The sequence below is a fragment of the Streptomyces sp. NPDC052016 genome (assembly GCF_044548445.1).
Classification (GTDB): domain Bacteria; phylum Actinomycetota; class Actinomycetes; order Streptomycetales; family Streptomycetaceae; genus Streptomyces.
On sequence record NZ_JBIUBX010000010.1, the window covers coordinates 208,874 to 235,337 of the forward strand.

Annotated in this window: 20 protein-coding genes, 1 pseudogene and 1 riboswitch; of the genes and pseudogenes, 17 read left to right on the top strand and 4 right to left on the bottom strand. The window is 72.9% G+C overall.

Translation table 11 applies throughout. The features are described from left to right. Position 1 precedes the first annotated feature (1 nt). The 6 genes from hpnH (at position 2) to ACIHAR_RS15115 (ending at position 6,397) form a co-directional block, all read left to right on the top strand. Complete coding sequence (gene hpnH / locus ACIHAR_RS15090) at positions 2 to 1,024, top strand: adenosyl-hopene transferase HpnH (protein WP_400019625.1); 1,023 nt, start codon at positions 2 to 4, stop codon at positions 1,022 to 1,024. Between the two features lie 4 nt (positions 1,025 to 1,028). Further along, positions 1,029 to 2,186 (top strand): flavodoxin-dependent (E)-4-hydroxy-3-methylbut-2-enyl-diphosphate synthase, encoded by a 1,158-nt coding sequence (gene ispG, locus ACIHAR_RS15095; RefSeq protein ID WP_400019627.1) that lies wholly within the window; start codon positions 1,029 to 1,031, stop codon positions 2,184 to 2,186. A gap of 27 nt (positions 2,187 to 2,213) precedes the next feature. Then, the gene (gene dxs, locus ACIHAR_RS15100) at positions 2,214 to 4,109 is read left to right on the top strand and encodes a 1-deoxy-D-xylulose-5-phosphate synthase (RefSeq protein WP_400019629.1); all 1,896 of its coding nucleotides are present in this window, start codon (positions 2,214 to 2,216) and stop codon (positions 4,107 to 4,109) included. Beyond that, positions 4,106 to 5,524: an aspartate aminotransferase family protein gene (locus ACIHAR_RS15105; RefSeq protein ID WP_400019631.1), complete on the top strand. Its 1,419-nt coding sequence runs from the start codon at positions 4,106 to 4,108 to the stop codon at positions 5,522 to 5,524. The genes dxs and ACIHAR_RS15105 overlap by 4 nt, the downstream gene beginning before the upstream one ends. Before the next feature lie 151 nt (positions 5,525 to 5,675). Then, positions 5,676 to 6,278: a helix-turn-helix domain-containing protein gene (locus tag ACIHAR_RS15110; RefSeq protein ID WP_400019684.1), complete on the top strand. Its 603-nt coding sequence runs from the start codon at positions 5,676 to 5,678 to the stop codon at positions 6,276 to 6,278. Beyond that, the gene (locus tag ACIHAR_RS15115; RefSeq protein ID WP_365458461.1) at positions 6,275 to 6,397 is read left to right on the top strand and encodes a DUF6126 family protein; all 123 of its coding nucleotides are present in this window, start codon (positions 6,275 to 6,277) and stop codon (positions 6,395 to 6,397) included. The genes ACIHAR_RS15110 and ACIHAR_RS15115 overlap by 4 nt, the downstream gene beginning before the upstream one ends. 13 nt (positions 6,398 to 6,410) lie before the next feature. Here the strand turns inward: ACIHAR_RS15115 and ACIHAR_RS15120 are convergent, their stop codons facing one another. Next, positions 6,411 to 7,208, bottom strand: a complete 798-nt coding sequence (locus ACIHAR_RS15120) for a tyrosine-protein phosphatase (RefSeq protein ID WP_400019634.1) — start codon at positions 7,206 to 7,208, stop codon at positions 6,411 to 6,413. 243 nt (positions 7,209 to 7,451) lie between these two features. On the opposite strand from ACIHAR_RS15120, the gene ACIHAR_RS15125 reads away from it, so the two are divergent. The 4 genes from ACIHAR_RS15125 to ACIHAR_RS15140 all read left to right on the top strand — a co-directional run bounded on the left by ACIHAR_RS15125 (position 7,452) and on the right by ACIHAR_RS15140 (position 12,938). Next, entirely contained in the window at positions 7,452 to 9,524 is a 2,073-nt protein-coding gene (locus ACIHAR_RS15125) for an alpha-galactosidase (RefSeq protein WP_400019636.1), read from the top strand. Positions 9,525 to 9,830: 306 nt separating this feature from the next. Next, positions 9,831 to 9,988, top strand: a riboswitch (cyclic di-AMP (ydaO/yuaA leader). Between the two features lie 4 nt (positions 9,989 to 9,992). Next, positions 9,993 to 11,000, top strand: a complete 1,008-nt coding sequence (locus ACIHAR_RS15130; RefSeq protein WP_400019638.1) for a peptidoglycan DD-metalloendopeptidase family protein — start codon at positions 9,993 to 9,995, stop codon at positions 10,998 to 11,000. A gap of 275 nt (positions 11,001 to 11,275) precedes the next feature. After that, positions 11,276 to 12,007, top strand: a complete 732-nt coding sequence (locus ACIHAR_RS15135) for a DUF6250 domain-containing protein (protein ID WP_400019639.1) — start codon at positions 11,276 to 11,278, stop codon at positions 12,005 to 12,007. Positions 12,008 to 12,152: 145 nt separating this feature from the next. Beyond that, positions 12,153 to 12,938, top strand: a complete 786-nt coding sequence (locus tag ACIHAR_RS15140; protein WP_365458591.1) for an SGNH/GDSL hydrolase family protein — start codon at positions 12,153 to 12,155, stop codon at positions 12,936 to 12,938. 761 nt (positions 12,939 to 13,699) lie between these two features. On the opposite strand, the gene ACIHAR_RS15145 is transcribed toward ACIHAR_RS15140, so the two are convergent. Beyond that, the gene (locus ACIHAR_RS15145) at positions 13,700 to 16,729 is read right to left on the bottom strand and encodes a glycosyl hydrolase (RefSeq protein ID WP_400019641.1); all 3,030 of its coding nucleotides are present in this window, start codon (positions 16,727 to 16,729) and stop codon (positions 13,700 to 13,702) included. Positions 16,730 to 17,168: 439 nt separating this feature from the next. On the opposite strand from ACIHAR_RS15145, the gene ACIHAR_RS15150 reads away from it, so the two are divergent. Then, entirely contained in the window at positions 17,169 to 17,543 is a 375-nt protein-coding gene (locus tag ACIHAR_RS15150; RefSeq protein ID WP_365458479.1) for a nuclear transport factor 2 family protein, read from the top strand. A gap of 310 nt (positions 17,544 to 17,853) precedes the next feature. Here ACIHAR_RS15150 and ACIHAR_RS15155 read toward each other — a convergent pair whose 3' ends face one another. Then, positions 17,854 to 18,474: a TetR family transcriptional regulator C-terminal domain-containing protein gene (locus ACIHAR_RS15155; protein ID WP_365458482.1), complete on the bottom strand. Its 621-nt coding sequence runs from the start codon at positions 18,472 to 18,474 to the stop codon at positions 17,854 to 17,856. Between the two features lie 226 nt (positions 18,475 to 18,700). Continuing rightward, positions 18,701 to 19,867 (bottom strand): annotated as a pseudogene (locus ACIHAR_RS15160) (Glu/Leu/Phe/Val dehydrogenase dimerization domain-containing protein); the annotation flags it as partial. 161 nt (positions 19,868 to 20,028) lie between these two features. Between ACIHAR_RS15160 and ACIHAR_RS15165 the strand changes: the two are divergent. The 6 genes from ACIHAR_RS15165 (at position 20,029) to ACIHAR_RS15190 (ending at position 26,414) form a co-directional block, all read left to right on the top strand. After that, positions 20,029 to 21,258: an MBL fold metallo-hydrolase gene (locus tag ACIHAR_RS15165; RefSeq protein ID WP_400019644.1), complete on the top strand. Its 1,230-nt coding sequence runs from the start codon at positions 20,029 to 20,031 to the stop codon at positions 21,256 to 21,258. Between the two features lie 353 nt (positions 21,259 to 21,611). Continuing rightward, a complete protein-coding gene (locus ACIHAR_RS15170; RefSeq protein ID WP_400019646.1) occupies positions 21,612 to 24,296 on the top strand; it encodes an ATP-binding protein in 2,685 nt (894 codons plus the stop codon). A gap of 74 nt (positions 24,297 to 24,370) precedes the next feature. Next, positions 24,371 to 24,805, top strand: a complete 435-nt coding sequence (locus ACIHAR_RS15175) for a roadblock/LC7 domain-containing protein (RefSeq protein ID WP_365458491.1) — start codon at positions 24,371 to 24,373, stop codon at positions 24,803 to 24,805. Positions 24,806 to 24,807: 2 nt separating this feature from the next. Continuing rightward, the gene (locus tag ACIHAR_RS15180) at positions 24,808 to 25,179 is read left to right on the top strand and encodes a DUF742 domain-containing protein (RefSeq protein ID WP_365458594.1); all 372 of its coding nucleotides are present in this window, start codon (positions 24,808 to 24,810) and stop codon (positions 25,177 to 25,179) included. Beyond that, on the top strand, positions 25,157 to 25,786 hold the full coding sequence (locus ACIHAR_RS15185) for an ATP/GTP-binding protein (protein ID WP_365458494.1): 630 nt from the start codon (positions 25,157 to 25,159) through the stop codon (positions 25,784 to 25,786). The genes ACIHAR_RS15180 and ACIHAR_RS15185 overlap by 23 nt, the downstream gene beginning before the upstream one ends. 61 nt (positions 25,787 to 25,847) lie before the next feature. Further along, positions 25,848 to 26,414, top strand: a complete 567-nt coding sequence (locus ACIHAR_RS15190; protein WP_365458497.1) for a GAF domain-containing protein — start codon at positions 25,848 to 25,850, stop codon at positions 26,412 to 26,414. Positions 26,415 to 26,464 lie beyond the last annotated feature (50 nt).

A 26,464-nucleotide genomic window follows, 5' to 3' on the forward strand; every position in this document is an offset into this window, starting at 1 on the left:
GATGGCCATGCCGCTGCGCCAGTCCATCAAGGTCGCTACATACTTGGCTGAACAGAAGCTTCGCAAGCGGGACAAGTTTCCGCTCATCGTCGAGCTGGAACCCCTCTTCGCCTGCAACCTCAAGTGCGAGGGCTGCGGCAAGATCCAGCATCCGGCGGGAGTGCTCAAGCAGCGCATGCCGGTCGCCCAGGCGGTGGGGGCGGTGCTCGAGTCCGGCGCGCCCATGGTGTCGATCGCCGGCGGTGAACCGCTGATGCACCCTCACATCGACGAGATCGTGCGGCAGCTGGTGGCGAAGAGGAAGTACGTCTTCCTCTGCACCAACGCCATGCTGCTGCGCAAGAAGATCGACAAGTTCCGGCCCTCGCCCTACTTCGCGTTCGCCGTGCACATCGACGGGCTGCGGGAGCGGCACGACGAGTCGGTGGCGAAGGAAGGCGTGTTCGACGAGGCCGTGGAAGCGATCAAGGAGGCCAAGCGACGCGGCTTCCGGGTCACCACCAACTCCACCTTCTTCAACACCGACACCCCGCAGACCATCGTCGAGGTGCTCGACTTCCTCAACGACGACCTCGAGGTCGACGAGATGATGATCTCGCCCGCCTACGCCTACGAGAAGGCGCCCGACCAGGAGCACTTCCTGGGCGTGGAGCAGACCCGCGAACTGTTCAAGAAGGCCTTCGCGGGCGGCAACCGCCGCCGCTGGCGCCTCAACCACTCGCCGCTCTTCCTGGACTTCCTCGAGGGCAAGGTCGACTTCCCGTGCACGGCCTGGGCGATCCCCAACTACTCGCTCTTCGGCTGGCAGCGCCCCTGCTACCTGATGAGCGACGGGTACGTGCCGACGTACCGCGAACTCATCGAGGAGACCGACTGGGACAAGTACGGCCGCGGCAAGGACCCGCGCTGCGCCAACTGCATGGCGCACTGCGGCTACGAACCCACCGCCGTCCTCGCCACCATGGGCTCGCTGAAGGAGTCGCTGCGCGCCATGCGCGAGACCGTCTCCGGAAACCGGGAGTGACGCCGTGACCGCCGTCTCCCTGGGCGTCCCCGAGGTACCGGTCCGGCCGATCGCCGAGCGGCGCGCGTCGCGGCGGATCCAGGTCGGTCCGGTGGCGGTCGGGGGCGGGGCCCCGGTGTCGGTGCAGTCGATGACGACGACCCGTACGTCCGACGTCGGCGCCACCCTGCAGCAGATCGCGGAACTCACCGCGTCCGGCTGCCAGATCGTCCGCGTCGCCTGCCCCACGCAGGACGACGCCGACGCCCTCGCGACCATCGCGCGCAAGTCGCAGATCCCGGTGATCGCGGACATCCACTTCCAGCCGAAGTACGTGTTCGCCGCGATCGAGGCCGGCTGCGCGGCGGTCCGCGTCAACCCGGGCAACATCAAGCAGTTCGACGACAAGGTGAAGGAGATCGCGCGGGCCGCGAAGGACCACGGCACGCCGGTCCGGATCGGGGTCAACGCGGGATCGCTGGACAGGCGGCTGCTGCGCAAGCACGGCAGGGCTACCCCGGAGGCGCTCGTGGAGAGCGCCCTGTGGGAGGCGTCCCTCTTCGAGGAGCACGGCTTCCGGGACATCAAGATCTCCGTCAAGCACAACGACCCGGTCGTGATGGTCGAGGCCTACCGGCAGCTCGCCGCCCAGTGCGACTACCCCCTCCACCTCGGTGTGACCGAGGCAGGCCCCGCGTTCCAGGGCACGATCAAGTCGGCGGTCGCCTTCGGCGCCCTGCTCTCGCAGGGCATCGGCGACACGATCCGCGTCTCGCTGAGCGCGCCGCCCGCCGAGGAGGTCAAGGTCGGCATCCAGATCCTGGAGTCGCTGGGACTGCGGCAGCGGCGGCTGGAGATCGTCTCCTGCCCGTCCTGCGGCCGTGCCCAGGTCGACGTCTACCGGCTCGCCGACGAGGTCACGGCCGGTCTGGAGGGCATGGAAGTCCCGTTGCGCGTCGCGGTCATGGGTTGTGTGGTCAACGGCCCCGGCGAGGCGCGGGAGGCGGACCTGGGGGTCGCCTCCGGCAACGGCAAGGGGCAGATCTTCGTGAAGGGCGAGGTCGTCAAGACCGTCCCCGAGTCGAAGATCGTCGAGACCCTCGTGGAGGAGGCGATGAAGATCGCCGAGCAGATGCGACAGGACGGCGTCGCGGCGGGGGAGCCGGCCGTCACCGTGAGTTGAGCAGCACGGACCGAAGGGGGCCCGAGCGTGACGATCCTGGAGAACATCCGGCAACCACGCGACCTGAAGGCGCTGTCCGAGGCGGAACTCGGTGAACTGTCCGACGAGATCAGGGATTTCCTGGTGCACGCGGTCGCCAGGACCGGCGGCCACCTCGGGCCCAACCTGGGCGTGGTGGAACTGACCATCGCGCTCCACCGGGTCTTCGAGTCGCCGGCCGACCGCATCCTGTGGGACACCGGCCATCAGAGCTACGTCCACAAACTCCTGACGGGACGGCAGGACTTCTCCAAGCTGCGGGGGAAGGGCGGCCTGTCCGGCTACCCGTCCCGGGAGGAGTCCGAGCACGACGTCATCGAGAACAGCCACGCCTCCACCGCCCTCGGCTGGGCCGACGGGCTCGCCAAGGCCCGCCAGGTGCAGGGGGAGAAGGGGCACGTCGTCGCGGTCGTCGGCGACGGCGCGCTGACCGGCGGCATGGCCTGGGAGGCACTGAACAACATCGCGGCCGCCAAGAACCGGCCGCTGATCATCGTCGTCAACGACAACGAGCGCTCCTACGCGCCGACCATCGGCGGCCTCGCCAACCACCTGGCCACCCTGCGCACCACCGACGGCTACGAGAAGGTCCTGGCCTGGGGGAAGGACGTCCTGCAGCGGACCCCGGTGGTGGGCCCCACGCTCTACGAGTCCCTGCACGGCGCGAAGAAGGGCTTCAAGGACGCCTTCGCCCCCCAGGGCATGTTCGAGGACCTCGGCCTGAAGTACGTCGGCCCGATCGACGGGCACGACATCAGGGCCGTCGAGTCGGCGCTGCGGCGGGCCAAACGCTTCCACGGCCCGGTGCTGGTCCACTGCCTCACCGAGAAGGGCCGCGGCTACGAACCGGCCCTCGCACACGAGGAGGACCACTTCCACACCGTCGGTGTGATGGACCCGATGACCTGCGCACCGCTCGTGCCCGCCGGTGGGCCGTCCTGGACGTCGGTGTTCGGCGAAGAGATCGTCCGGATCGGGGAGGAGCGCGAGGACGTCGTGGCGATCACGGCGGCCATGCTGCACCCGGTGGGCCTCGGCACGTTCGCCGAGCGCTTCCCGGAGCGGGTGTGGGACGTCGGCATCGCCGAGCAGCACGCGGCGGTCAGCGCGGCGGGGCTCGCGACCGGCGGACTGCATCCCGTCGTCGCCGTCTACGCCACCTTCCTCAACCGCGCCTTCGACCAGCTGCTGATGGACGTGGCCCTGCACCGCTGCGGAGTGACGTTCGTGCTCGACCGGGCCGGGGTGACCGGCGTCGACGGCGCGTCCCACAACGGCATGTGGGACATGTCCGTCCTCCAGGTCGTCCCGGGCCTGCGGATCGCGGCCCCGCGCGACGCCGAGCAGCTGCGCGCCCAGCTGCGGGAGGCCGTGGCGGTGGACGACGCGCCGACCCTGGTCCGCTTCCCGAAGGAGTCGGTGGGACCGGAGATCCCGGCGGTCGACCGCGTGGGCGGCATGGACGTCCTGCACCGTGGCGAGCGGGCCGACGTGCTGCTGGTGGCCGTCGGCGTGATGGCGCCGGTGTGCTTGCAGGCCGCCCGGCTGCTGCGGGCGCGGGGCATCCACTGCACCGTGGTGGACCCCCGCTGGGTCAAGCCCGTCGACCCGGCCCTGCCCGCCCTCGCCGCCGGACACCGCCTGGTGGCCGTCGTGGAGGACAACAGCCGTGCCGCGGGCGTCGGTTCGGCGGTGGCGCTGGCCCTGGGCGACGCGGACGTCGACGTGCCGGTACGGCGGTTCGGCATCCCGGAGCAGTTCCTCGCGCACGCCAAGCGGGCCGAGGTGCTGGCCGACATCGGCCTCACGCCCGTGGAGGTGGCCGGCCGGATCAGCGCGAGCCTGGCCGTGAAGGAAGAGCAGTCCAAGGAGCAACAGGAATGACGACCGCCGCATCCGAGTCGCCCTCGCCGCGGGCCGGGCAGTTCGACCTGCGCGCCCTGCTGGCCGAGCGCGGAGCCGAGCGCTACGCCCTGCACGGCAAGTACCTCAACCACCAGCTGCCGCGCGTGCTGCACACGATCGGTTTCGACAAGGTGTACGAGCGGGCCGAGGGCGCCTACTTCTGGGACGCCGACGGCAACGACTACCTGGACATGCTGGCCGGGTTCGGGGTGATGGGCCTGGGCCGCCACCACCCCGTCGTCCGCAGGGCGCTGCACGACGTCCTCGACGCGCAACTCGCCGACCTCACCCGCTTCGACTGCCAGCCGCTGCCCGGACTGCTCGCCGAGAGGCTCCTCGCCCACAGCCCGCACCTGGACCGGGTGTTCTTCGGCAACAGCGGCACCGAGGCCGTCGAGACCGCGCTGAAGTTCGCCCGGTACGCGACCGGGAAGCCGCGGATCCTGTACTGCGACCACGCCTTCCACGGACTGACCACCGGCTCCCTGTCGGTCAACGGCGAGCGGGGTTTCCGGGACGGGTTCGCCCCCCTGCTGCCCGACACCGCCGTCCCGCTCGGTGATCTCGACGCACTGGCGAGGGAGGTGGGGAAGGGCGACGTCGCCGCCCTGATCGTCGAGCCGATCCAGGGCAAGGGCGTGACCGAGGCCCCGCCCGGCTATCTGCGCGCCGCCCAGGAGGTGCTGCACAGGAACAAGGCGCTGCTCATCGCGGACGAGGTGCAGACCGGCCTCGGCCGGACCGGCGCCTTCTACGCCCACCAGCACGAGGAGGGCGTCGAGCCCGATCTGGTCTGCGTGGCCAAGGCGCTCTCCGGCGGCTATGTGCCGGTGGGCGCCACGCTCGGCACGGACTGGATCTTCAAGAAGGTCTACTCGTCCATGGACCGGGTGCTGGTGCACTCGGCGAGCTTCGGCTCCAACGCGCAGGCCATGGCGGCGGGCCTGGCCGTGCTGTCGGTGATGGAGAACGAGCGGATCGTGGCCAACGCCCGGGCCACGGGAGACCTGCTGAAGACGCGGCTCGCGGAACTCGTCGGCAAGTACGAGCTGCTCGCCGACGTCCGGGGCCGCGGGCTCATGATCGGCATCGAGTTCGGCCGGCCGAGGTCGCTGAAGCTGCGGAGCCGCTGGGCCATGCTCCAGGCCGCCCGCAAGGGCCTGTTCGCGCAGATGGTGGTGGTGCCGCTGCTCCAGCGGCACCGGATCCTCACCCAGGTCTCCGGCGACGAGCTGGAGGTGATCAAGCTGATCCCGCCGCTGGTCATCGGGGAGAAGGAGGTGGACCGGTTCGTCGACGCCTTCACCGAGGTGATGGACGACGCGCACAGCGGGGGCGGTCTGATGTGGGACTTCGGCAAGACGCTGGTCAAACAGGCGGTGGCCAACCGCTGAGCACGCGGGCGAGGGCGCCCGGACAGGTCCCCGGGCACTTTGCCTCTGAGGCAAGAAATTTGTCCCAGGGGCAAAGTTCGGGCTCAATGGAGTCATGAACTCCTCCGACGCCGACGCCGACGCCGACGCCGACACCGGCACCGCTTCCGGCATGGGTCCCGGCCCGGGCGACGGCCTCGCCGTCGTCGCACCGCAGCTGCGGGCCCTGCGCCGACGGGCCGGACTCACCCTGGAGGCCGCCGCCCGCGCCGCCGGGCTGTCGCCCGCCCACCTCTCCCGCCTGGAGACCGGGAACCGGCAGCCCTCGCTGCCGATGCTGCTCGCGCTCGCCCGTGTCTACGGTACGACCGTCTCGGAACTGCTCGGTGAGACGGTCGCCGGCCGGGACGCCGTCGTGCGCGCCGCCGACATGGAACCGAGCCCCGCCGGCGGGTGGACGTACTGGCAGGCCGGTGCGTCCGGGCGCGGCATGCAGGCCCTGCGCCTGCAGGTGCCGTACGGCTCGCAGGGCGACATCGTGCGGGTGCACCCCGGTGAGGAGTGGTTGTACGTCCTCACCGGACGGCTGCGGCTGCGCCTCGGGGACGCCACGCACCTGCTCGGACCCGGCGACGCGGCGCACTTCGACTCGCTGACCCCGCACCGCATCGCCGCGCAGGACCCCGGCGGGGTGGAGCTCCTGTTCGTCCACACCCTGCTGCAGAGCCCGACGGCCGCGCTGTGCCTCGGCATCACCCCTGGGGAGACACCATGAGCGACAAGGAGGAGAGGTTCCCGCGGAGCCTCTGGATCCGGCTGATCATCTACATCGCGGTGGGGCACGTCTTCGCCGCCTTCCTCTGGCTGCTGTTCGAGGTCGGCGCGAAGCAGTAGCCCGCGGCCGGCCTCAGTCGAGCAGGCGCTCCCGCAACCGCCCGCGCGTCTCGGGGGTGAGTCCGAGACCCTGCTCCAGGTAGGCGTCGACGCCGCCCCACGTCTTCTCGATGGTCTCGATCGCCGCGAGGAGGTACTCGGCGCGGGCGTCGAACAGGGGATTGAGCAGCTCCATCACCTCGGGGGAGTAGGCCGAGGCGGAGGAGCCGCTGCGGTGGACCTTGTAACGGCGGTGCTTGGCGTTCGACTTCAGGTAGTCGTCGAGGATCGCGTCGCGCTCCACCCCGAGGGCGAGCAGCGTCACCGCGATGGACAGGCCCGCCCGGTCCTTGCCGGCCGCGCAGTGCATCAGGGCGGGCACGCTGTCCTCGGCGAGGGCGTGCACCACCTGGGAGTGTTCGGCGGTGCGCTCCACGACGATCGTGCGGTAGGACGCGATCATCCGGTCCGCGCCCTTGCCGTCCGCGAGGATCCCGCGCAGCTGGTCGAGGTCGCCGTCGCGGACCATCTTCCAGAACTCGGCGCCGTCCGCGGGGTCCGACAGCGGCAGGTTCACGTTGCGCACGCCCGGCAGCTCGACGTCCGGGCCCTCCAGCTTCTGGTCCGCCGCGTTGCGGAAGTCGAAGATCGTGTGCAGGCCCAGGGAGGAGAGGAACGCGGCGTCCTCGTCGGTCGCGTGCGCGAGGTGGCCGCTGCGGAACAGGACGCCGTGGCGCACCCGCCGTCCGTCGACGGTCGGCAGGCCGCCCACGTCACGGAAGTTGCGCACACCGGACAGATCGGGCTCGGTCGACGGGATCTGCTGCGTCACAGGGGCTCCTCCAGTCGTCGGTCCGGCCGGCGCGGCTCGGGTGGCCGTCGGAACACTTCCCCGACGATACGACAAGGATTCACGGGGCAACCGGTCGCCCGCGGGTGAGAGGTGTCTGGTTGCCCACAGGGGCGCGGCCCCGCCCCTGTTCGTGACGGGTGGTCACAAGTTTGCCCCGTGGGACACCGGCCCCTGATGATGTTGGTGCTTGATCGCACCTGTTCGAATCAGTGGGGGTTTGTGATGCCCGAGTCCGCCGCCGACGGCCGTACCTGGCTCCTCTCGGGGCCCGCCAGCAGCTACGCCGTCCATGTCACCGAGGCCGACGAGCTCGTGCACCTGCACTGGGGCCCGCGGCTCGCGCTCGCCGACGCCGAGGCCCTCGCCGTGCGCCCGCTGCCGGACTACTGGCCCTTCGAGTCCCCGCTCGACGGCCGGGAGGAGTACCCGGTCGAGGGCGGCGCCCGCTTCGTACGGCCCGCCCTGTCCGTGCGCACCGCCGAACGGCGGGGCACGGAGTGGTCCTTCGCGGGGCACGAGACCGAGGGCGACGAGCTGCGGCTGCGCTTCCGGGACGCCGGCCTCGCCGTCACCCTCCACTACCGGATGCGCGACGACGTCGTGGAACGCTGGGCGACCCTGGTCAACGAGGGCGAGGAGCACCTGGAACTGCTGCGCGCCGACTCCGCGACCTGGACCCTGCCCGACCGCGACGGCTGGCGCCTGTCCCAGCTGCACGGCCGCTGGGCCGCCGAGTCCCGCCTCGCCCGGGCCCCGCTCACCTACGGTGAGAAGGTCATCGGCAGCCGCCGCGGCCACACCGGCCACCAGCACCTGCCCTGGGTCGCCCTGGACACCGACGCGACCGAGGAGCGCGGCGAGGTCTACGGCTGCGCGCTCGGCTGGTCGGGCTCCTGGCGGATCGCCGTGGCCCAACTCCCCGACGCGCGGGTGCAGATCACCGGCGGCGCCGGATACGACGACTCCGGCCTGCTGCGGCTCGCGGCGGGGGAGTCCTTCACCACGCCCGTCTTCGCCGGACTGTGGACCGACGGCGGCTTCGGCGGCGCGAGCCGCGCCTGGCACGCCTACCAGCGCGCGTACGTCATCCCGGACGCCGGGCGGGACCGGCCCGTGCTGTTCAACTCCTGGGAGGCCACCTACTTCGACATCTCCGAGGAGCAGCAGACGGCCCTCGCGCGCCGCGCGGCGGACATCGGCGTCGAACTGTTCGTGGTGGACGACGGCTGGTTCGGGGCGCGCACCGGCGAGCACGCCGGGCTCGGCGACTGGCACCCCAACCCCGACCGCTTCCCCGAAGGCCTCGCGCCGCTCGCCCGCCACGTGCACGAGCTGGGGATGCAGTTCGGCATCTGGGTCGAGCCGGAGATGGTCAACCCCGACAGCGACCTGTACCGGGCGCACCCCGACTGGGTGCAGTTCCAACCGGGACGAAAGCGGACGGAACTGCGCAATCAGCTCGTCCTCAACCTCGCGCGCGAGGACGTCCAGGAGTACCTGTGGCAGCAGCTCGACACGCTCCTGTCCAGCGCGCCCATCGACTACGTCAAGTGGGACTTCAACCGCTGCTTCACCGACGCGGGCTGGCCGGACGACGCCTATCCGCAGCGGCTCTGGGTCGACCACGTGCGTGGCGTGTACACCCTGCTGGACCGGTTGCGGGCGGCCCACCCCGGCGTCGCCTTCGAGTCCTGCTCGGGCGGCGGCGGCCGGATCGACCTCGGCGTGTTGAGCCGCACCGACCAGGTGTGGACCTCCGACAACACCGACCCCCTGGACCGGCTCGCCATCCAGCACGGCTTCAGCCAGGTGCATCCCGCGCGCGTGATGGCCGCCTGGGTCACCGACAGCCCCAACACCCAGCTCAACGGCCGGGCCAGTTCGCTGCGCTTCCGGTTCGTCAGCGCGATGGCGGGCGTGCTCGGCGTCGGCGGCGACCTCTCCGAGTGGACCGAGGAGGAGCTCGCCGAGGCGCGGCGCTGGGTCGAGCTCTACAAGGAGATCAGGCCCCTGGTGCAGCGGGGCGACCTCTACCGGCTGCGGCCCCCGGAGGGCGGACTGAGTGCCGTGCAGTACGTGCGCGGGGGCGAGACCGTCGTTCTCGCCTGGCTCCAGGCGCAGCGCTACGGAGAACCCGTGCCGGCGCTGCGGCTGCGCGGCCTCGACCCGGCGGCGGCGTACGAATGCCTCGAAACGGGCGAAGTGCACCGGGGTGCGGTGCTGCTGCACCACGGGTTGCGTACCGGGCTGCGCGGTGACCTCGATGCGGCGGTTATCCGTCTGCGTCGCATCTGAGAGATCTGTCCGAATTGAATCCTTCGTTACAACTCGCTGTGTAATAAGGAAACCTGGAGACGTGTCACGTGAGGAGCGTCATATTCGTGACCGTGCGTCGCCCGTCATGCTCACATAATTCTGCTGTTTCTCAGGGGTGTTAGGTGAATTGCGGGCCGTGTGATGCACGGAGGGTGACCGGGAATTCCCACAGCGGATCAAGAGAACGGCGTGACGGGTACAACCTCTGCTTGTCCCTGTGCGTCGTGGTCGCTTACGTTCCACACCAATCCGGACGGACGCCGAATCCTGCCGCCGCCCGGAGCCCGCACACACTCACCCGTGCACGGCAGGAGCGGGGGACCCACAGGTAGAACCGCCTGTTCCGGTCTCCGGAACGGCTAGGGGTAAAGCCGTGCCTCGGCGCGGCCGGGCATCTCCAGCCCGCACCCGACAGCTCACCTCGCAGGCGCCGGAGAGGAATTCGTCATGCCCGCGAAGGGTAAGCACCGCCGCCCGAAGACCCAGCGCTTCACCCGCTCCATCGCCGTCGCCGGAACCGGCGGCGCCGCGCTCGCCCTCCCGCTCATCGGCGCCGCCGGCGCCCAGGCGGCGCCCGCCGAGTCGGCGGCCCGGTCGGTTTCCTCGATGCCGGAGAAGGCCGTCCAGACCGTGCCGGTCGCGCAGCAGAGCGCCGACGGGTCGAAGGCCGCCACGAGCACCCGGACGTACACGGTGCGGGCCGGCGACTACCTCTCGAAGATCGCGGACGAGCAGAACGTCAGCGGCGGCTGGCAGCGGCTGTACGAGGACAACCGCGAGGCCGTCGGCGGCGACCCGTCGCTGATCCACCCCGGCCTCAAGCTGTCGATCGGCAAGAAGGCCACGACCGGCGCCACCAAGTCGCCGTCGGCCACGTCCGGTTCCTCCTCCTCGTCGAAGGCCGGCGGGTCCTCGAAGTCGGCGACGTCCCAGAAGTCGGCGCAGTCGTCGAAGGCCTCGCAGTCGACGAAGGCCTCCCAGTCCTCGCAGTCCTCGTCGTCGAACACGTCGACCGCCCAGGCCGCCGGAAGCGCCGCCGCCTCCAGCGGCTCCAGCCTCCCCGTCGCCGGCGCCACCGTCGGCACCCCGTACCGCATGTCCGGCAGCATGTGGTCCAGCGGCTACCACACCGGCGTCGACTTCGTCGTCCCGACCGGCACCTCGCTCAAGGCCGTCGGCGCGGGCACCGTCGTCTCCGCGGGCTGGGGCGGCGCGTACGGCAACCAGGTCGTCATCAGGCTCGCCGACGGCTACTACGCGCAGTACGCCCACCTGTCCTCGCTCTCGGTCTCGGCCGGCCAGACCGTCTCCGCCGGTCAGCAGATCGGCCTGTCCGGCGCGACCGGCAACGTGACCGGCCCGCACCTGCACTTCGAGATCCGCACCACGCCGAACTACGGCTCGGACATCGACCCGGTCGCCTACCTCCGCACGCACGGCCTCTCCGTCCGCTGACCCTCCGCGCGGCGACCCGTCCGACACGCACGCCGAAGGCCGGACCCCGATCCCGGGTCCGGCCTTCGGCGTACGCGCCGCCGGGTCCGCTCGGCGATCCCGGGCCGGCCGAAGCCCGCCTGGGGGCGCATCGAAGCGTTGCACCCGGGTTGGTGACCGCGGCATTGCGGACTCATGGCGGAACGCGCGGGGGTATCGACAGCCGGGGCGGTGTGCGGACACAGTGATCACCGTCGAGCAAGCGCTTTCTGCCGCGCATGAAGGAGCCGTGTCCCGTGACCACCACCCGCAGAGGTTTCGGCGCCCTGGCCGCCGGCGCCGCCCTGGCCGCCCTCGCCCCCGCGCCCCCCGCCCCCGCGCCCGCGCCCGCCGCCGCCGCGCCCCGCCACCGGCGCCTCGTCGCCCGCGACGACTTCCGCCACGGCCTCGGCCGGTGGGCCGTCGAACTCGAGAAGGGCGGCACCGTCACCGCCTCCCGCGGCATCCTCGAGGTCGACGTACCCGCCGGCGCGACGGTCTGGTTCAGGCAGCGCCTCGAAGGGCCGTACGTCCTCGAGTACACCGCCACCCCCGTCTCCGCGGGCGGCGTCAACGACCGCGTCTCCGACCTCAACAACTTCTGGAACGCCGTCGACGTCCGCTCCCCGGACGACCTCTTCGCCACCCCGAGGGCCGGGGCGCTGGCGGAGTACGACCATCTGAAGGCGTACTACTCCGGCTACGGCGCCAACTACAACACCACCACCCGGCTGCGCCGTTACGTGGGCCGGGCGGGGGTGCGACCCCTCGTGTACGACTACACCGAGCCGCTCCTCGTGGCCAACGAGCCGAACCATGTCCGGATCGTCTCCGACGGCGCCACCGTCCAGTGGTGGAACAACGGGCGGCTCGTCTTCGATCACGCCGACCCGGAGCCGTACACCGGCGGGCACTTCGCGTTCCGCACCACCTGGAGCCATTTCCGGATCAGCGGCTTCCGGGTGTGGTCACCGCACCGACGGGGCTGACGGACGGTCTATTCCCTGGTTGGCAAATTCTTTAGGAGTGGCTTATCTCACCGCCCGTCAACCCCTGCCTACGGTCGCGTAAGTCACATTCGACGGTGAATCATGCACTCCTGTGGCAGACGATTCGAAGAATGACAGCAGATCAGTGATCGGGTCGTACGTGGCGGTGGGGGACAGCTTCACCGAGGGCGTGGGCGACCCCGGCCCCGACGGGGCGTTCGTGGGCTGGGCCGACCGGTTCGCGGTGCTGCTCGCGGACCGGCGACCCGAAGGCGACTTCCAATACGCGAACCTGGCGGTGCGCGGCAAGCTGCTCGACCAGATCATGGCCGACCAGCTGCCGAAGGCCGTGGAGCTCGCGCCCGACCTCGTCTCCTTCTGCGCGGGCGGCAACGACATCCTGCGTCCGGGCACCGACCCGGACGAGGTCGCCGAGCGCTTCGAACGCGCGATCGCCGCGCTGACCTCCGCGGCCGGCACGGTCATGGTGACGACAGGCTTCGACACCCGTGGCGTCCCCGTGCTCAAGCACCTGCGCGGCAAGATCGCCACCTACAACGGGCACGTCCGCGCCATCGCGGACCGGTACGGCTGCCCGGTGCTCGACCTGTGGTCCCTGAAGTCGGTCCAGGACCGCCGGGCCTGGGACGGCGACCGGCTCCACCTGTCCCCGGAGGGGCACACACGCGTGGCCCTGCGCGCCGGGCAGGTCCTCGGACTCGAGGTGCCGGCCGACCCGGAGCAGCCCTGGCCGCCGCTCCCGCCGCGCGGCACCCTCGAGGTCCGGCGCGACGACGTCCACTGGGCGCGCGAGTACCTGGTGCCCTGGATCGGGCGCCGGCTGCGCGGGGAGTCCTCGGGCGACCACGTGACCGCCAAGGGCACGCTGTCGCCGGACGACATCAAGATGCGGATCGCGGCGGTGGCGTGAGCCGTCGCGCCGCGGCACGGCCGGCCGTCCACCCCGGACGGCCGGCCGTGCCATGGGTGGCGTGAGCGCCCGGGAGTGACGCGCGTGCCGACCGGCCGGGTGCCGGGTGCCGTTACATCGGTGACCTTCGCCCGGGCGCGAGGACGGCCTTGGACGCCCGGGCCGGATGGCCGGCGCGCTGCTGAAGGCCGGTCGCGCTGACGTTGTCGCCGACCGGGACAGCCGCACCGAACGGCCTCCGTCCTCCGTGTGCCCGGGCCTACCGGCACCCACGCGTGATGGGTCACCAGGCCTGCCACTGCTGCCTGGCGATCCGTCAGCGGAGGGCCGGGGCCGTTGTGCCGGTGCTCATCGACGCCATGGCCGAGGCGGGACGTGTCGTCTCCGTCGCTTCCGCGGTCTCCGACCCGGCCCGCTCCAGGCCCGCGCCCGCCACACCGCACACAGCGCACCGGGGAACGGCCGCTGACACCCGCACGCTCCGAAAGCCGTGTGCCCGGGCCTCCCGCCCGGGCACACGGCTCTTCTTCGTCGGAGGGGTTCGGCGGGCGGGCGCACCCGTCCCTTGGCGTCGGACACGCGCACGCGTCCCTTGGCGTCGGACAAGCGCACCCGTCCCTTGGCGTCGGGAGGGTGCGCCCGTCCGTCGAGGGCCGGGAGGGTGCCGCCGTCCGCGGAGGGACGGGAGGGTATGCCGTCCGTGGGGGCCGGGAGGGTGTGCCCGTCCGACGGGGTCGGTAGGGCGCGCCCCGCTTCCCGGGTCAGGCCACGTGGGTCTGGACGTAGGGCACGAGCCGGACGGGTCCGACGAGGCCGTGGTCCTGGCGGGCGACGGCCCCGAACACCGCCGGCTGGGCCACCCGCAGACGGTTGATCAGGGGAGTCGCCACCTCGACCTCGATGACGTTGGCTCCGGGCCGCAGCAGGCCGGTGCCGAGGTCGACGACGGGATTCAGGCGGTCCACCGGCGTGAGTGGCGTGCCGTTGACGGTGACCCGGCAGGTGTCGCTGACCTGGCCGAGTTCCAGGCGTGCCCCGTGGCGGGAGTCCCAGTCGGCCGGCAGGTCGACCGTGGTCCGGTACCGGCCGATGCCCGCGCTGTCCGCCAGTGCGGGGATGCGCGACCACGGCAGCAGCGCGTCGAGGGTCACCGTCACCGCGACGCGTTCGGTGCGTGTCGCGGAGGTGCCGGGGCGCCAGTCCTCCACGTCCAGCCGCCAGCTCTGCGGGGTGACCACCGCGGGGACGGAGCGGACCGTCGTGGTGACCGTCCGGCCCCGGTCCAGGCGGGTCGTGCAGGTGCCGGCGGAGCCCACCCGCACGGCCAGGCCCTCCGGGGTGAACAGCGCCTGGTCGGCGTCGGTGGCGACGACGTGCGGCCGGGCGCCGTCGCGGTTCCCGAACAGTCCGGGGCGCCCCAGCGCGACGATCGTCGACTGGCCCGGCTGGAGCGCGATCCGCAGGGTGACGTCGTCGCCGTCCCGCGTGTACCGGGCGAGGCGGGTGACCTCGCCCGACCACGGGTCGAGGAGGTAGGGCACCGTGGCCCCCGGCCCGGTCCGGCGCAGCGTCACCTCGTGGTCGACTGCCGCGACGGGCGGCTTGACGGTCTCGGCGTGCTTGCCGTTGCAGAAGTAGTAGTAGTCCGCCTCCGCGGTCGCGCGGTGGGCGTTGAGCAGCGTGGACGGCGTGGCGTGCCGGACGTCCGGGGTGACGCCGAGCCGGTTCAGGGTGTCCCCGACCGCCGTCTTGTCGGTGACGCGGGCGACGTTCGGCAGGGCGAGCAGCCGGCCGAGGACCTCGCGCAGCCGTTCCGTCTCGCCGTCCGCGGGCACGCCCGGGGTCAGGCCCTGGTCGAACGCGCCGAGCAGGACGACGGGGAGCCCGGCCTCGGCCAGGGCGAGCACCTTGCGGGCGTCGTCGACGGAGAGGGTGGGCGTGGAGCCGTAGAAGAAGTCGCCCTCGATGAACAGGGCCTTGTACGCGGGGCCGTCGGGGGCCAGGCGGCCTCCCTTCACGGTGGCGCTGGGCAGGTCGAGCAGCGGGCCGCTGAGGAACTGGTGGGTCCAGCCGAGCGGGACGCCCGTCGAGGTGAACCAGGAGGCCCCGATGCCGGTGGCGGTGTAACCGGTCTGCCGGAAGACCGCCACGTCGGCCCGGGCCGTGCCCGTCTGGAGCACGCGGTGCACGCGGCCGAGGTAGCCGGCCACGTCCGCCACGTGCTGCCAGGTCGGCTGGCGCGGTCCCCAGGACTCGCCGTAGCCGGCGGCGCCGTTGTACGGGCTGAAGGCCGCGAAGCCGGGCCAGCTCACCCCGGGCGCGGTGGCGTAGGAGAAGCCGTGCAGGACCGTCTGGTTGACGCCCGCCGCGTAGGCGCCGCCCATGGTGCGCAGGAACCGGTCCCAGGTCGTGCTGTACGCGGAGCCGTTGTAGGCGCCCGCCTCGCAGGACAGCACCGTGTGGCCGGCCATGTCGCGCCCGCCTGCCAGGCAGCGGTAGTCGTCGAGGTTCTTGAAGCCGAGGGACTCGCCCTCGGCGATGTCGAGCAGGGCCGCCGAGGCGATGGCGTCGGTCTGCAGGCCGTACGGCTGCGAGCGCAGCTCCATGCCCAGGCCGTGCGCCCAGTCCCGCAGGGCGCCCAGGTGGTGACGGTTGAACAGGTCGGAGACGGTCTGCCAGAAGTCGTGCCGGATCTGGCGGGTCAGCTGGGCCTCGAAGGCGAAGACCTGGTTGCTGTTGTCCAGCACGAGCGCCGGCAGGTACGGCAGCAGCGGTCGTCCCGTGCGCTGCTCGAAGGCCTCGGGCAGCCGGGACGTCCAGACCAGCCCGTCGGTCTCCAGCTCCACGGAGTCCTCGAAGAAGGCGCCGCCCGCCGCCTTCAGCAGCCTCCGCACGGACGGGGTCAGGATCTCGCGGTCCCAGTGGCCCGTGACGGCCGCGGTGCCCGCGGCCCCGAGGTGGTCGACGACGTACGCGGCCGGTGAGGAGTGCGGACCGGACTCGGGCTGCTGTCCCGAACCGCGCCGCCAGTAGGAGATCAGCACCCAGTCGCCCTCGCCCGGCGCCGTCCAGGTGAGGGTGCCGCCCTCGGACACGAGGGGGGTGAGGTCCCGGACGCCGGCCAGGTCCAGCCCGGTCTCCTTGCGGGTGGAGTGGGCGGGGTCGACGCGTGCCGCCTGCACGGCGACGAGCCGCTGCCGGGTGACACCGGAGGCGGGCGCGTGCACGGGCGGGGGCACCGGCCCCCGGTAGGTGGCTCGGGCGGGCAACGACGCCCGGCCGTAGGCGAGTTCCTGGGCGGCCGCCTCGTCGTCCGGCGAGACGCCGGGGACCGCGACGGGCCAGCTCGGGCCCAGGGTCAGGTCGATGGTGACGCCGCGTCTGGCGGCTCTGGCCAGGGCCGCCTCGATGCCGTCGCGCCACGCCCGGCTGCCCCAGCCGCGGCGCGCGGTGTCCAGCACGGACTTGTCCTTGATGCTGTGGTGGACGGCGGCGATCTCCATGCCGCCGAACCCGGCGTCCGCGATCTGGTCGACCTCCCGGGCGATCTCGTCCGGGTCCACCAGACCGTCCGGCCACCACCAGCGGAACTTCGGACGCACGGACCGCGGAGGCGTCGCGAACCAGTCGGCGCCCGGGGCGCGCCCCGCGTCCGCGGTCCCGGGGGCGGCGGGCACGGCGGCCGCGGCGGGCAACGCGCCGAGGACCGTCGCTCCGGCCCCCACCGCGAGTCCCGCTGCCAGGGCCGTGCGCCGGGGTATTCCGCCGCGCTGCGAAATGCGTTCGTGCATGTGCGCCTCGAAGGGAGAGAAGGGGTGCAGGATTGAAACGGTGATTGAATCGTTTCAATCATGATCGACGCCGGAACGCTAGACCGGTGCCTCGGACCAGGTCAAGAGATCGCGCACGAACAGGGTGGTCGGCGGGGGAACGCGACGAAGGGTCGGGCCGGTGTCCGACGGGGGCCGCGGCCGGAGGCGGTCGGTGTGTCGTGGGGGAGGGCCGGCGTAGGGGCGGTGGGCGATGGGGGAGTGCCGCCGGGGTGGCTGGTGCCCGGCGGTGGAGTGTCGCCGGGGTGGCTGGTGCCCGGGCGGGGAGTGTCGTCGGGGTGGCTGGTGCCGCGGTGGAGTGTCGCCGGGGCGGCCGGTGCCCGACGGTGGGACCCCCGCCGGGAGGGCGGGTCGGCGCGACGGGTGCGGGTGCCGGGCGGGCGACTGGTATGACTGGGGCATGCAGGTAGAGACCGCGCAGTCGGCGATCGACACGTTCATCTCCGCGTTCAACGCTTCGGAGGACGCCTATGTGACCGCTCTGCTCTCCCAGGCCCTGACCCCCGACGTGGTCTTCTGGGGGCCGTTGGGGCGCCGGGAGGGGATCGAGGAGGTCGAGCGTTTCGTCCTGGACATCCGGCGCCATCCGGCGGGAGCCGGCACGATGGTCCGCTGCTCGGGAGTGGACATGCCCGACGAGTGGGCCCGGTACCAGTGGGTCTTCACGACACCGGGCCAGGGGCCCCGGCTGGCGGGTACGGACGTCGTCCACCTGCGGCGCAACCTCATCGACCAGGTGATCGTGTTCGCGGGGGACATCAAGCCCTCCGACTGAGCGTCCGGCGCCGCCGGCTGAGGGTCCGTGGCGTTCGGGCTTCCGGGATGTGTGGGGCCTCCCCTGGTGTCCGGGCCTCCGTCCGGGCGTCCGGGCCTCACCTGAACTCCGGGCATCACCCGCGAACCGCGGTCCTGACGCCTGAACTCCGGGCGTGCGCTTGCACTCCGGACCTGCGCCTGGACTCGGGCCAGTACGCCCGTACGCCGGGCTTCCGGCTGGGCGCCCGGTGCTCCCGCCGGGGGGCACGTGTCGCGGCCGAGCACCCGGCCACCGCACCCCCAGGGGGCGGATGCCTCGCCCCTCAGGGCTAGCGCTCCCGGGCGTCCGGCGTCCGCGCCCCCAGCCCGAGTTCGCGCATCAGCGCCTCGTCCACCCACCCCTGCGCCCGCGCCCGCGACACCGCCCCCTGGTACGACGTCAACTGGACGGCGAGGCCGTCCAGCAGGGCGGTGAGGCGCAGGGCGGTTCCGGTCGGGTCCGGGCAGTCGAACTCGCCCGCGGCCACACCCTCCGCGATCACCTCGGCCAGCGCCGCCTTCCACTGCCGGTCGAGGTCGCGGGCGACCTCGCGCAGGGCGGGCTCGCGCAGCGACACCGCCCAGCCCTCGATCCACAGCCGCCAGCCCTTGGCCTGGCCCGTCGGGGCGTACCAGCGCACGGCCGAACGAAGGCGGCGCAGGGCGGTGGTGCGGCGGCCGAGCAGTGCCCGCAGGCGCGCCAGGTCGTCCTCGGCCGCGTACGCGAACGCGGAGGCGACCAGTTTCTCCTTGGTCGAGAAGTGGTAGAGCACCAGCGCGTTGCTCACGCCGAGCGCCGCGGCCACGTCGGCGATCCTGACCGCCGCCACGCCCCGCGCCTCGATCTGCTCGATGGCGGCCCGCAGCAGCTCCTCGCGCCGCTCGGCCACACTCAACCGGACCCTCGCCACGCCGTCACCCTACACAGGGCCCGCGACCTGCGCCGACGCCCTCTTCGGGAGACGGCGGAGCCTTTTCACCGGGAGGCGGCGGACCCTTCGGGTCGGGAGAGGGCGAACCCCCGGGGGTACGGGCCCGACCCCTGTCGGTACGGGCCGAACCGCTGTCGGTACAGGCCGAATCGCCGTCGATACGGGCCGAGCCGCCGCCGGTACGGACCGGACCGCCGTCCGTACGCCCGAACCGCTCCGCGATCACCGCGAGCCGCTGCGCGGCGATCGCGTGCGCGGCCGCCCGGGGCGTCGTCCCGTCGGCCTCCGCACGCGCCAGGACGCGCTCGACCAGCGTCCGCATCGCGCGGCGCGTGTGCGCGAACGCCTCGTCCGCGTCCGCGCCGATGTCGCCGAAGAGCGTCCACCACCACCAGGCGTTGGTCCCGGAGTTGACCACGACGTCCGGCAGGACGCGCACCCCGCGCGCGTGGAGCAGCTCCTCCGCCTCGGGCAGGACGGGCATGTTGGCCGCCTCGGCGATCCACCGGGCGCTGATCCGCTCCTGCTCCCGGACCCCGATCGCGTACGACACGGCCGCCGGCACCAGGACCTCCGCGTCCACGGACAGCCAGGCGTCGCCCGGGAGTTGGCGGTCGCCGGGGCGCAGCACGCCGCGGTCGACGGTGCCGTGGGCGTCCCGCGCGGCCAGCAGCGCCTCCACGTCCAGGCCCGCCGGGTGGGCGATGGTGCCCTTGACGTCGGCGACGGCCACGACCGTCAGCCCCGCGCGCGTGAGGAAGCGCGCCGTGGCCCCGCCCATGGTGCCCAGACCCTGGACGGCGACGCGCGTCCCGGCGTACGCCGCCCCGGCCCGGTCCAGGGCCGTGAGCACCGCCTCGGCGACCCCGCAGCCGCCGACCAGCTCGTCCAGGCCGATGCCGTCCACCTCGACCGCGAAGGCGTCCGCGAGCCGTCCCCGGGCCGCGGCCTCGTCGTCGAGCAGGGGGTAGACGGCCTGGACCGACGACACGAGCCCCGCCTCGGCGGCCGCCCGGTCCACCACGTCCTGCGTGAGCCCCAGATCCTCGCCGGTGGTCCAGCAGCTCTCGACGTACGGCCGCACCGCGCGCAGGTACCGCACCAGCAGCCCGTACGCCTCCGGGTCCCGGGGGTCGCAGTCGATGCCGCCCTTGGCTCCGCCCAGGGGGACGTAGCGGGCCCCGGGGTCGTAGTGCAGGGCCTCCTTGAGGCTCATGCCCCGGGCGAGGCCGGTCACCTCCTCGAGGGTGCAGCCCTCCCGCATCCGCAGACCGCCGCTGCACACACCGCGCACCAGCCGGTCGACGACCAGGTAGCCCCGGCGGCCGGTGATGTCGTCGGTCCAGGTGAGGGACAACAGGGGGGCGGTCATACGGGCTCCTCGACCAGGACCACTACTGAACGGCAGGTCAGTATCGGGAGGCGGGACGCACCGTGTCAACGCCCGGTTCGGCGCTGCGGACCGGGGCGGTCCGGCTGTGTCGTAGGGGCCGACCATAATGGGAATCCTCAGCGACCCCACCTGGAGGTACCGTGGCCGGTTCCCGTTCCCTGAGCCCCGGGCTCCGCGCGCTGCAGCCCGAGGCCTTCGGCGCGGACCCGAGCGGTGAGCGCCTGGCGCGCATCCGCAGATCGCCCCACTTCAAGGACGGGGTCTTCCAGAACCCCGGCGGCCCGGCGCGCACCCGTCCGTCGGGCTCGGCCCTCGACTTCGCCAGGGTGTACTTCGACAAGGACTCCCGCTCGCGCCGCGCCCCCGCCGGCACGATCCCCGTGCACGCCACCACTCTCGCCGACCTCGCCAGGCCGCCCGCCACCGGTCTGCGCCTGACCTGGCTCGGCCACTCCAGCGTGCTCGCGGAGATGGACGGGCAGCGCGTGCTGTTCGACCCGGTCTGGGGCGAGCGCTGCTCCCCGTTCCCCTTCGCGGGCCCGAAGCGGCTGCACCCGGTCCCGCTCCCGCTGGCCTCGTTGGGCCCGGTCGACGTCGTGGTCATCTCCCACGACCACTACGACCACCTGGACATGCCCACGATCAAGGCACTGGCGGGCACGGACACCCTGTTCGCCGTCCCGCTCGGCGTCGGCGCCCACCTCGAACACTGGGGGGTGTCCGCGGACCGGCTGCGCGAACTCGACTGGCACGAGGCGACCGAGGTCGGCGGACTCACCCTCACCGCCACCCCGGCCCGCCACTTCTGCGGCCGCGGCCTGCGCAACACGCAGCACACCCTGTGGGCGTCCTGGGTCGTCGCCGGCGCGGAGCACCGGATCTACCACAGCGGTGACACCGGCTACTTCGAGGGCTTCAAGGACATCGGCGCCGAGCACGGCCCGTTCGACGCCACGATGATCCAGATCGGCGCCTACTCCGACTTCTGGCCCGACATCCACATGACGCCCGAGGAGGGACTGCGCGCCCACCTCGACCTCCAGGGCGGCCCGGCGGGCAGGCTGCTGCCCATCCACTGGGCCACGTTCAACCTCGCCACGCACGCGTGGGCCGACCCGGGCGAGGGCACCCTGGCCGCCGCGCACGCGGTCGGTGCGCCCCTCGCCCTGCCCCGTCCCGGCGAGCCCTTCGAGCCGACCGCCGAGACCGTCCCGTCCGAGCCGTGGTGGCGTGGTGTGGCGCTCGCCCCGGCGGGCGGCTGGCGGCCCCTGGTCGAGGCCATAACGGAGGCCAAGGCCGATACCGAGCGTGACATTCCAAAGGGTGCGGCCGAGGACGGCGAGACGCCGGACGCGGTCCCGGCGGGCTGAAAGAGCGTGCCGGAGCGTGCGACGCGAGGGCCGGGGAGCGAGGAGCTTCCCGGCCCTCGCCTTTTGTTCGAGACAACCGCTGAACAGGTCTGATCGACTTCTTTCCTTCCCTTGCGGTGGAGGGTGCGCGGGTTATCGGTCTTTCGTGCGAGGTCTCATACCAGAGCGGGACCCTCTCCGGGGGACTTTGTCAACTGCCCACCGCACATGTTGCGTTGGCGACTACTGTCAGTGTCCGTCGGGCGAGGTCCGGCCGAATTCCCGGCCTTCTCGACCGACACCGCGATGGCGCACGCCCGAGTCGCGCATCCCGCGCGAACCCCCACGCCCGACGGAACAGTACGAGGACCCCGATGTCTCACCTCCGCGCACCGGCCGCACGCGCAGACCGCCGTGAGGGCGGACGGCACGGACGACCGGTCGCCCGCACCGCACCCGCACCGGCCGAGACACACATACGGCCTCAGCTCCTCAGGCTCGCCGTGCTCCCCCCGACCGCCGTCGCCCTCAGCGCCTGCGCGGCCGTGCTGTTCGCCGTGCGCTCGACCGGCGTCCGGCCCGGGCCCACCCTGTGGGCCGTGCTGGCCGGCGCGCTCGGCGTGACCGTCGCGGGCATCCTGATCGCGGCCGTCGCCGCCGACCGCGCCGCCCGCTCGGTCAGCGACCGCATCGAGGCCCTGCGCCGGGGCAGCGCGCGCGGCGAGGCCGACCTGCGCGCCCTGCTCGACACGCTGCGCCGCGGCGAGACCCCGCCCCGGCCCACCGCACCCGGCGGCCCGCCCGTCGGCGCCGACGAGTTCGAACTGCTCGCCGCCGACCTGTCCCGTGCCCACGACGGCGCCGTCACCGCTGTCGTCCAGGCCGCCCAGCTCTCCAGTCAGGCCGGCGACGAACAGAAGCTCGAGGTCTTCGTCAACCTGGCGCGGCGCCTTCAGTCGCTCGTGCACCGCGAGATCTCGATCCTCGACGAGTTGGAGAACGAGATCGAGGACCCCGACCTCCTCAAGGGCCTCTTCCACGTCGACCACCTCGCCACCCGTATCCGCCGCCACGCGGAGAACCTCGCCGTGCTCGGCGGCGCCGTCTCGCGGCGGCAGTGGAGCAACCCGGTCTCCATGACCGAGGTGCTGCGCTCCGCCATCGCCGAGGTCGAGCAGTACTCGCGGGTCAGGCTGGTCCCGCCGATCGACGGGGAACTGCGCGGGCACGCCGTCGCCGACGTCATCCACCTCCTCGCCGAACTCGTCGAGAACGCCACGGTGTTCTCCGCGCCGCACACCCAGGTGCTGCTGCGCGCCAACCTCGTCACCTCCGGGCTCGCCGTCGAGGTCGAGGACCGCGGCCTCGGCATGCCCGTCGAGGAACAGAGCCGGATGAACGCCCTGCTCGCCGACCCCGACCAGGTCAACGTCGGCCGCCTCCTGGCCGACGGCCGCATCGGCCTCTACGTCGTCTCCCAACTCGCCCGCCGGCACGGCATCCGCGTCCGCCTGCAGACCAACATCTACGGCGGCGTCCAGGCCGTACTCGTCGTGCCGCAGGCCCTGCTGGGCTCGGCGTCGGGCGCGCTCGTGCCGCAGGCCGAGGAGAGCGGCGGGGGGGAGGCGCCGCCCGGGGACGGTGCGAGGGGGAGCACACCGGGGGCGGTGCGGACGCAGGCGCAGCCCCCGGCCCCGTCCGGGCGGCAGCCCGAGTTTCCGGCCCGGTCCGGGACCCGGCCCCAGGCTCCGGTGAGGGCCGGGGGAAGCAGGCGTCCGGGCAGCTCCCGGGCCCACATGACCGGCCCGGACCGGTCCGCGACACAGCCGTCGGCCGGTACCCGGACCCCGTCCCACTCCCCGGTCGTGGACGGGTCACGGACGCAGGCCCAGCTCCCGGGCGACGCCCAGCCGTCGTCCGAGGTCCGGCCCGAGGCTCAGCGCCGCTCGCCGGTCCTGGGCGCTGCCCACGCGTTGTCCGAGGTCCGGTCCGAGCCCCAAGCCGGCCCTCAGGTCCCGGGCGCCGGCCTGTCTCACGTCCCGGGCGCCGGCCTGTCTCAGGTCCCGGGCGCCGGCCTGCCTCAGGTCTTGGGCGGTGGCGCGCCTCGGACCGCGGACGGTGGCCTGTCCCAGGTCCCGAACGCTGCCCTGCCTCAGGCCCCGGGCGCTGCCCTGCCTCAGGTCCAGGGCGGTGGCGCCGCTCAGACCCCGGACAGCGGCCTGTCCCAAGTCCCGGACAGTGGTCTGTCCCAAGCCCCGGGCGGTGTCCAGCCCCCGTTCCCCGGCCAGCGCCAGGGCGGGTCCCCGCCCGCACCCGAGCTCCGGGCCCAGACCCCGGCAGCGGCGCCCCCCACGACCCCCCGGACCGAGGTCCCGACCGCCGGGCCCACCCGGCGGGACGAGGCGGTCACGGCCGTAGGCCGTCAGTGGGCCGGGGCCGCACCGGCGCGGAGCACGTCCGAGGAGGACCGGTCGTCGTCCGGGACGCAGACGCACGGCGTCTCCGGCGGGGAACGCCCGCCGCTGACCGCGCCCGCCGTACCGCCCGCCCGGGCCCGGCACGACACCCCGCGCCCGCACGGCGGCGGTCCCGCCCCCCTGCCCGTCCGCGGCGCCCACGAGGAGCGGCCCAACCCGGCGGAGGCCGTGCCCGGGATCAGGCCCGGCGACCGGTCCGCCGTGGAGGAGCACGCCGGCCACGCACCGGTCCCGCGGGTGAGCGCCGTGCGCGGCACCATGGGCAAACCCCGACTGCCCCGCCGCCGCGCCCAGGAACACATCGCGCCCCAGCTGCGCGGCGGCCCGGCCCCGCGCCAGGACGCCGAGCAGTACGCCGGCCACGACCCGGGCCTCATGGCGGCCTTCCTGCGCGGCACCGGCCTCGCCGAGGCCCAGCAGAACCTGGAGACGCAGGCCCCGCCACCGGCCCCGTACGGCACGGCCGACCCGGTGTCCGACGCGCACCCGGCACACACGCCCGCCTCCCCCGAGGCGTACCGCGCGGCCGGCCCCGACCACCACCCCACCACCCGGCACGACGGGAGCACACCAGCCGGATGAGCACCACCCCGACCACCCCCGCCCTCACCCCCACCGCTCCCGCGGACCTTCGTACCCCAAGGAGTCGATCCACCATGGCGAGCGACGCGCCGACCGGCCACGTATCCGATCTCGACTGGCTGATGAGCGGCCTCGTGCAGCGCGTGCCGCACACCACCAGTGCGGTCCTCCTCTCCTCCGACGGCCTCGTGAAGTCCGTGCACGGCCTCGACCCCGACAGCGCCGACCACATGGCCGCCCTCGCCTCCGGCCTGTACTCCCTCGGCCGCAGCGCAGGCGTCCGCTTCGGCGACGGCGGGGACGTCCGCCAGGTCGTCGTGGAACTCGACTCGACCCTGCTGTTCGTCACCACGGCCGGATCCGGCACCTGTCTCGCCGTGCTCGCCGGCCGCGAGGCCGATGCCGCCGTCCTCGGCTACGAGATGGCGATGCTGGTCAAGAGCGTCCGCCCGTACCTGGTGACCGCGCCCCGCCAGCACGCCGTCGAACCGTCGGTGATGAGGCCTTGAGCGTGGCGGCGGCCGGCGACGGGCCCTGGCTCGATGACGCGGCCGGACGCCTGGTGCGCCCCTTCACGGTCAGCAACGGCCGCACCAGGCCCACCGTCGCCCTCGACCTCATGTCCCAGGTGCGGGCCACCGGGGTGACCCCCTTGGGCTACCTCGGCCCCGAGCACGCGCAGGCCCTCGAACTGTGCCGCGCACCCGTCCCGGTCGCCGAGGTCGCCGCCCACCTGAAGCTGCCGGCGGCGGTCACCAAGGTGCTGCTGTCGGACCTCGTCGACTGCGGGGCGCTGACCACCAAGCCCCCCGAGTTCCACCACCACCCCACCGACCGGGCCCTACTGGAGGCAGTGCTCGATGGACTACGACGACAGCTCTGAGCGAGACGAGCACGACGACGGCTCCGAGCCCTTTCCCACCGCGCTGAAGATCCTGGTGGCGGGCGGGTTCGGGGTCGGCAAGACGACGTTCGTCGGCGCGGTCAGCGAGATCGCGCCGCTCAGCACCGAGGAGCTGCTCACCACGGCCAGTGCCGCGACCGACAGCCTGGAGGGCATCGAGAACAAGGTCGAGACGACCGTCGCGATGGACTTCGGCCGCATCAGCCTCGACCCGCACCACGTGCTGTACCTGTTCGGCACCCCCGGACAGGAGCGGTTCTGGTTCATGTGGGACGAGTTGTCGGAGGGCGCCCTCGGGGCGGTCATCCTCGCCGACACCCGCCGTCTGGAGGAGTGCTTCGCCGCCGTCGACTTCTTCGAGGAGCGCGGCCTCGGCTTCATCATCGCCATCAACGAGTTCGACGGCGGCCACCGCTACGACCCGGAGGAGGTGCGCGCCGCCCTCGACCTGCCCCCGGAGATCCCCGTCGTGCGCTGTGACGCCCGGATCTCCGCCTCCGGCGTCCAGACGCTGCTCACCCTGGTCAAGCACCTCATCGCGCACGCACCGGCGGCACCCCAGCCGAGCCGCGGCGCCCACATGTGATCCCCGCACACAACGCACCGGAGCCGCATATGCCGTACGTCCACAGCGACGGAGCCCGCCCATGAGCTACGACCCGCCGCGCCCGGCCGGTCGACTGCTGCTCACGCCCGAGGACAAGGATGCTCCCGCCCGCACCCTCAGACTGCGGCGACTGGGTCTCGGAGAGCGGCCGGAGCCCGCCCTCGACGCCTTCGCGGACCGCCTCGCCGAGCTGACCGGCGCGCCGTACGCCATGGTCAACTTCATCGACGCGGAGCGGCAGTTCCTCGCCGGGCTGCACACCCCGGACGGCGGCGCGGCCGCGCGCGGCGGCAAACCCGAGCTGGGCCGCCGGCTGGCCCGCGAGTACGGGTACTGCCCGCACGTCGTCGTGCGACGCAAGGCGCTGGTCCTGGAGGACGTGAGCGACTATCCGCGCTTCGCGGGCAACCCCGTCGTCGACGAGTACGGCGTCCGGTCCTATCTCGGCGCGCCGCTCATCGACACGACCGGCATGGTCCTCGGCACGGTGTCCGTGGCCGACTTCGCGCCCCGGCCGTGGGGGAAGGCCGGCCTGGAGACCATCAAGGCGACCGCCGCCGACCTCGTCGTACGGCTCGAACGGCCGGTGGACGACGGGCTGCCGTAGCCGCGTTCGCGCGGGGCCGCGGACGGGGCGCGGAGCGGTGTGAAGGAAAC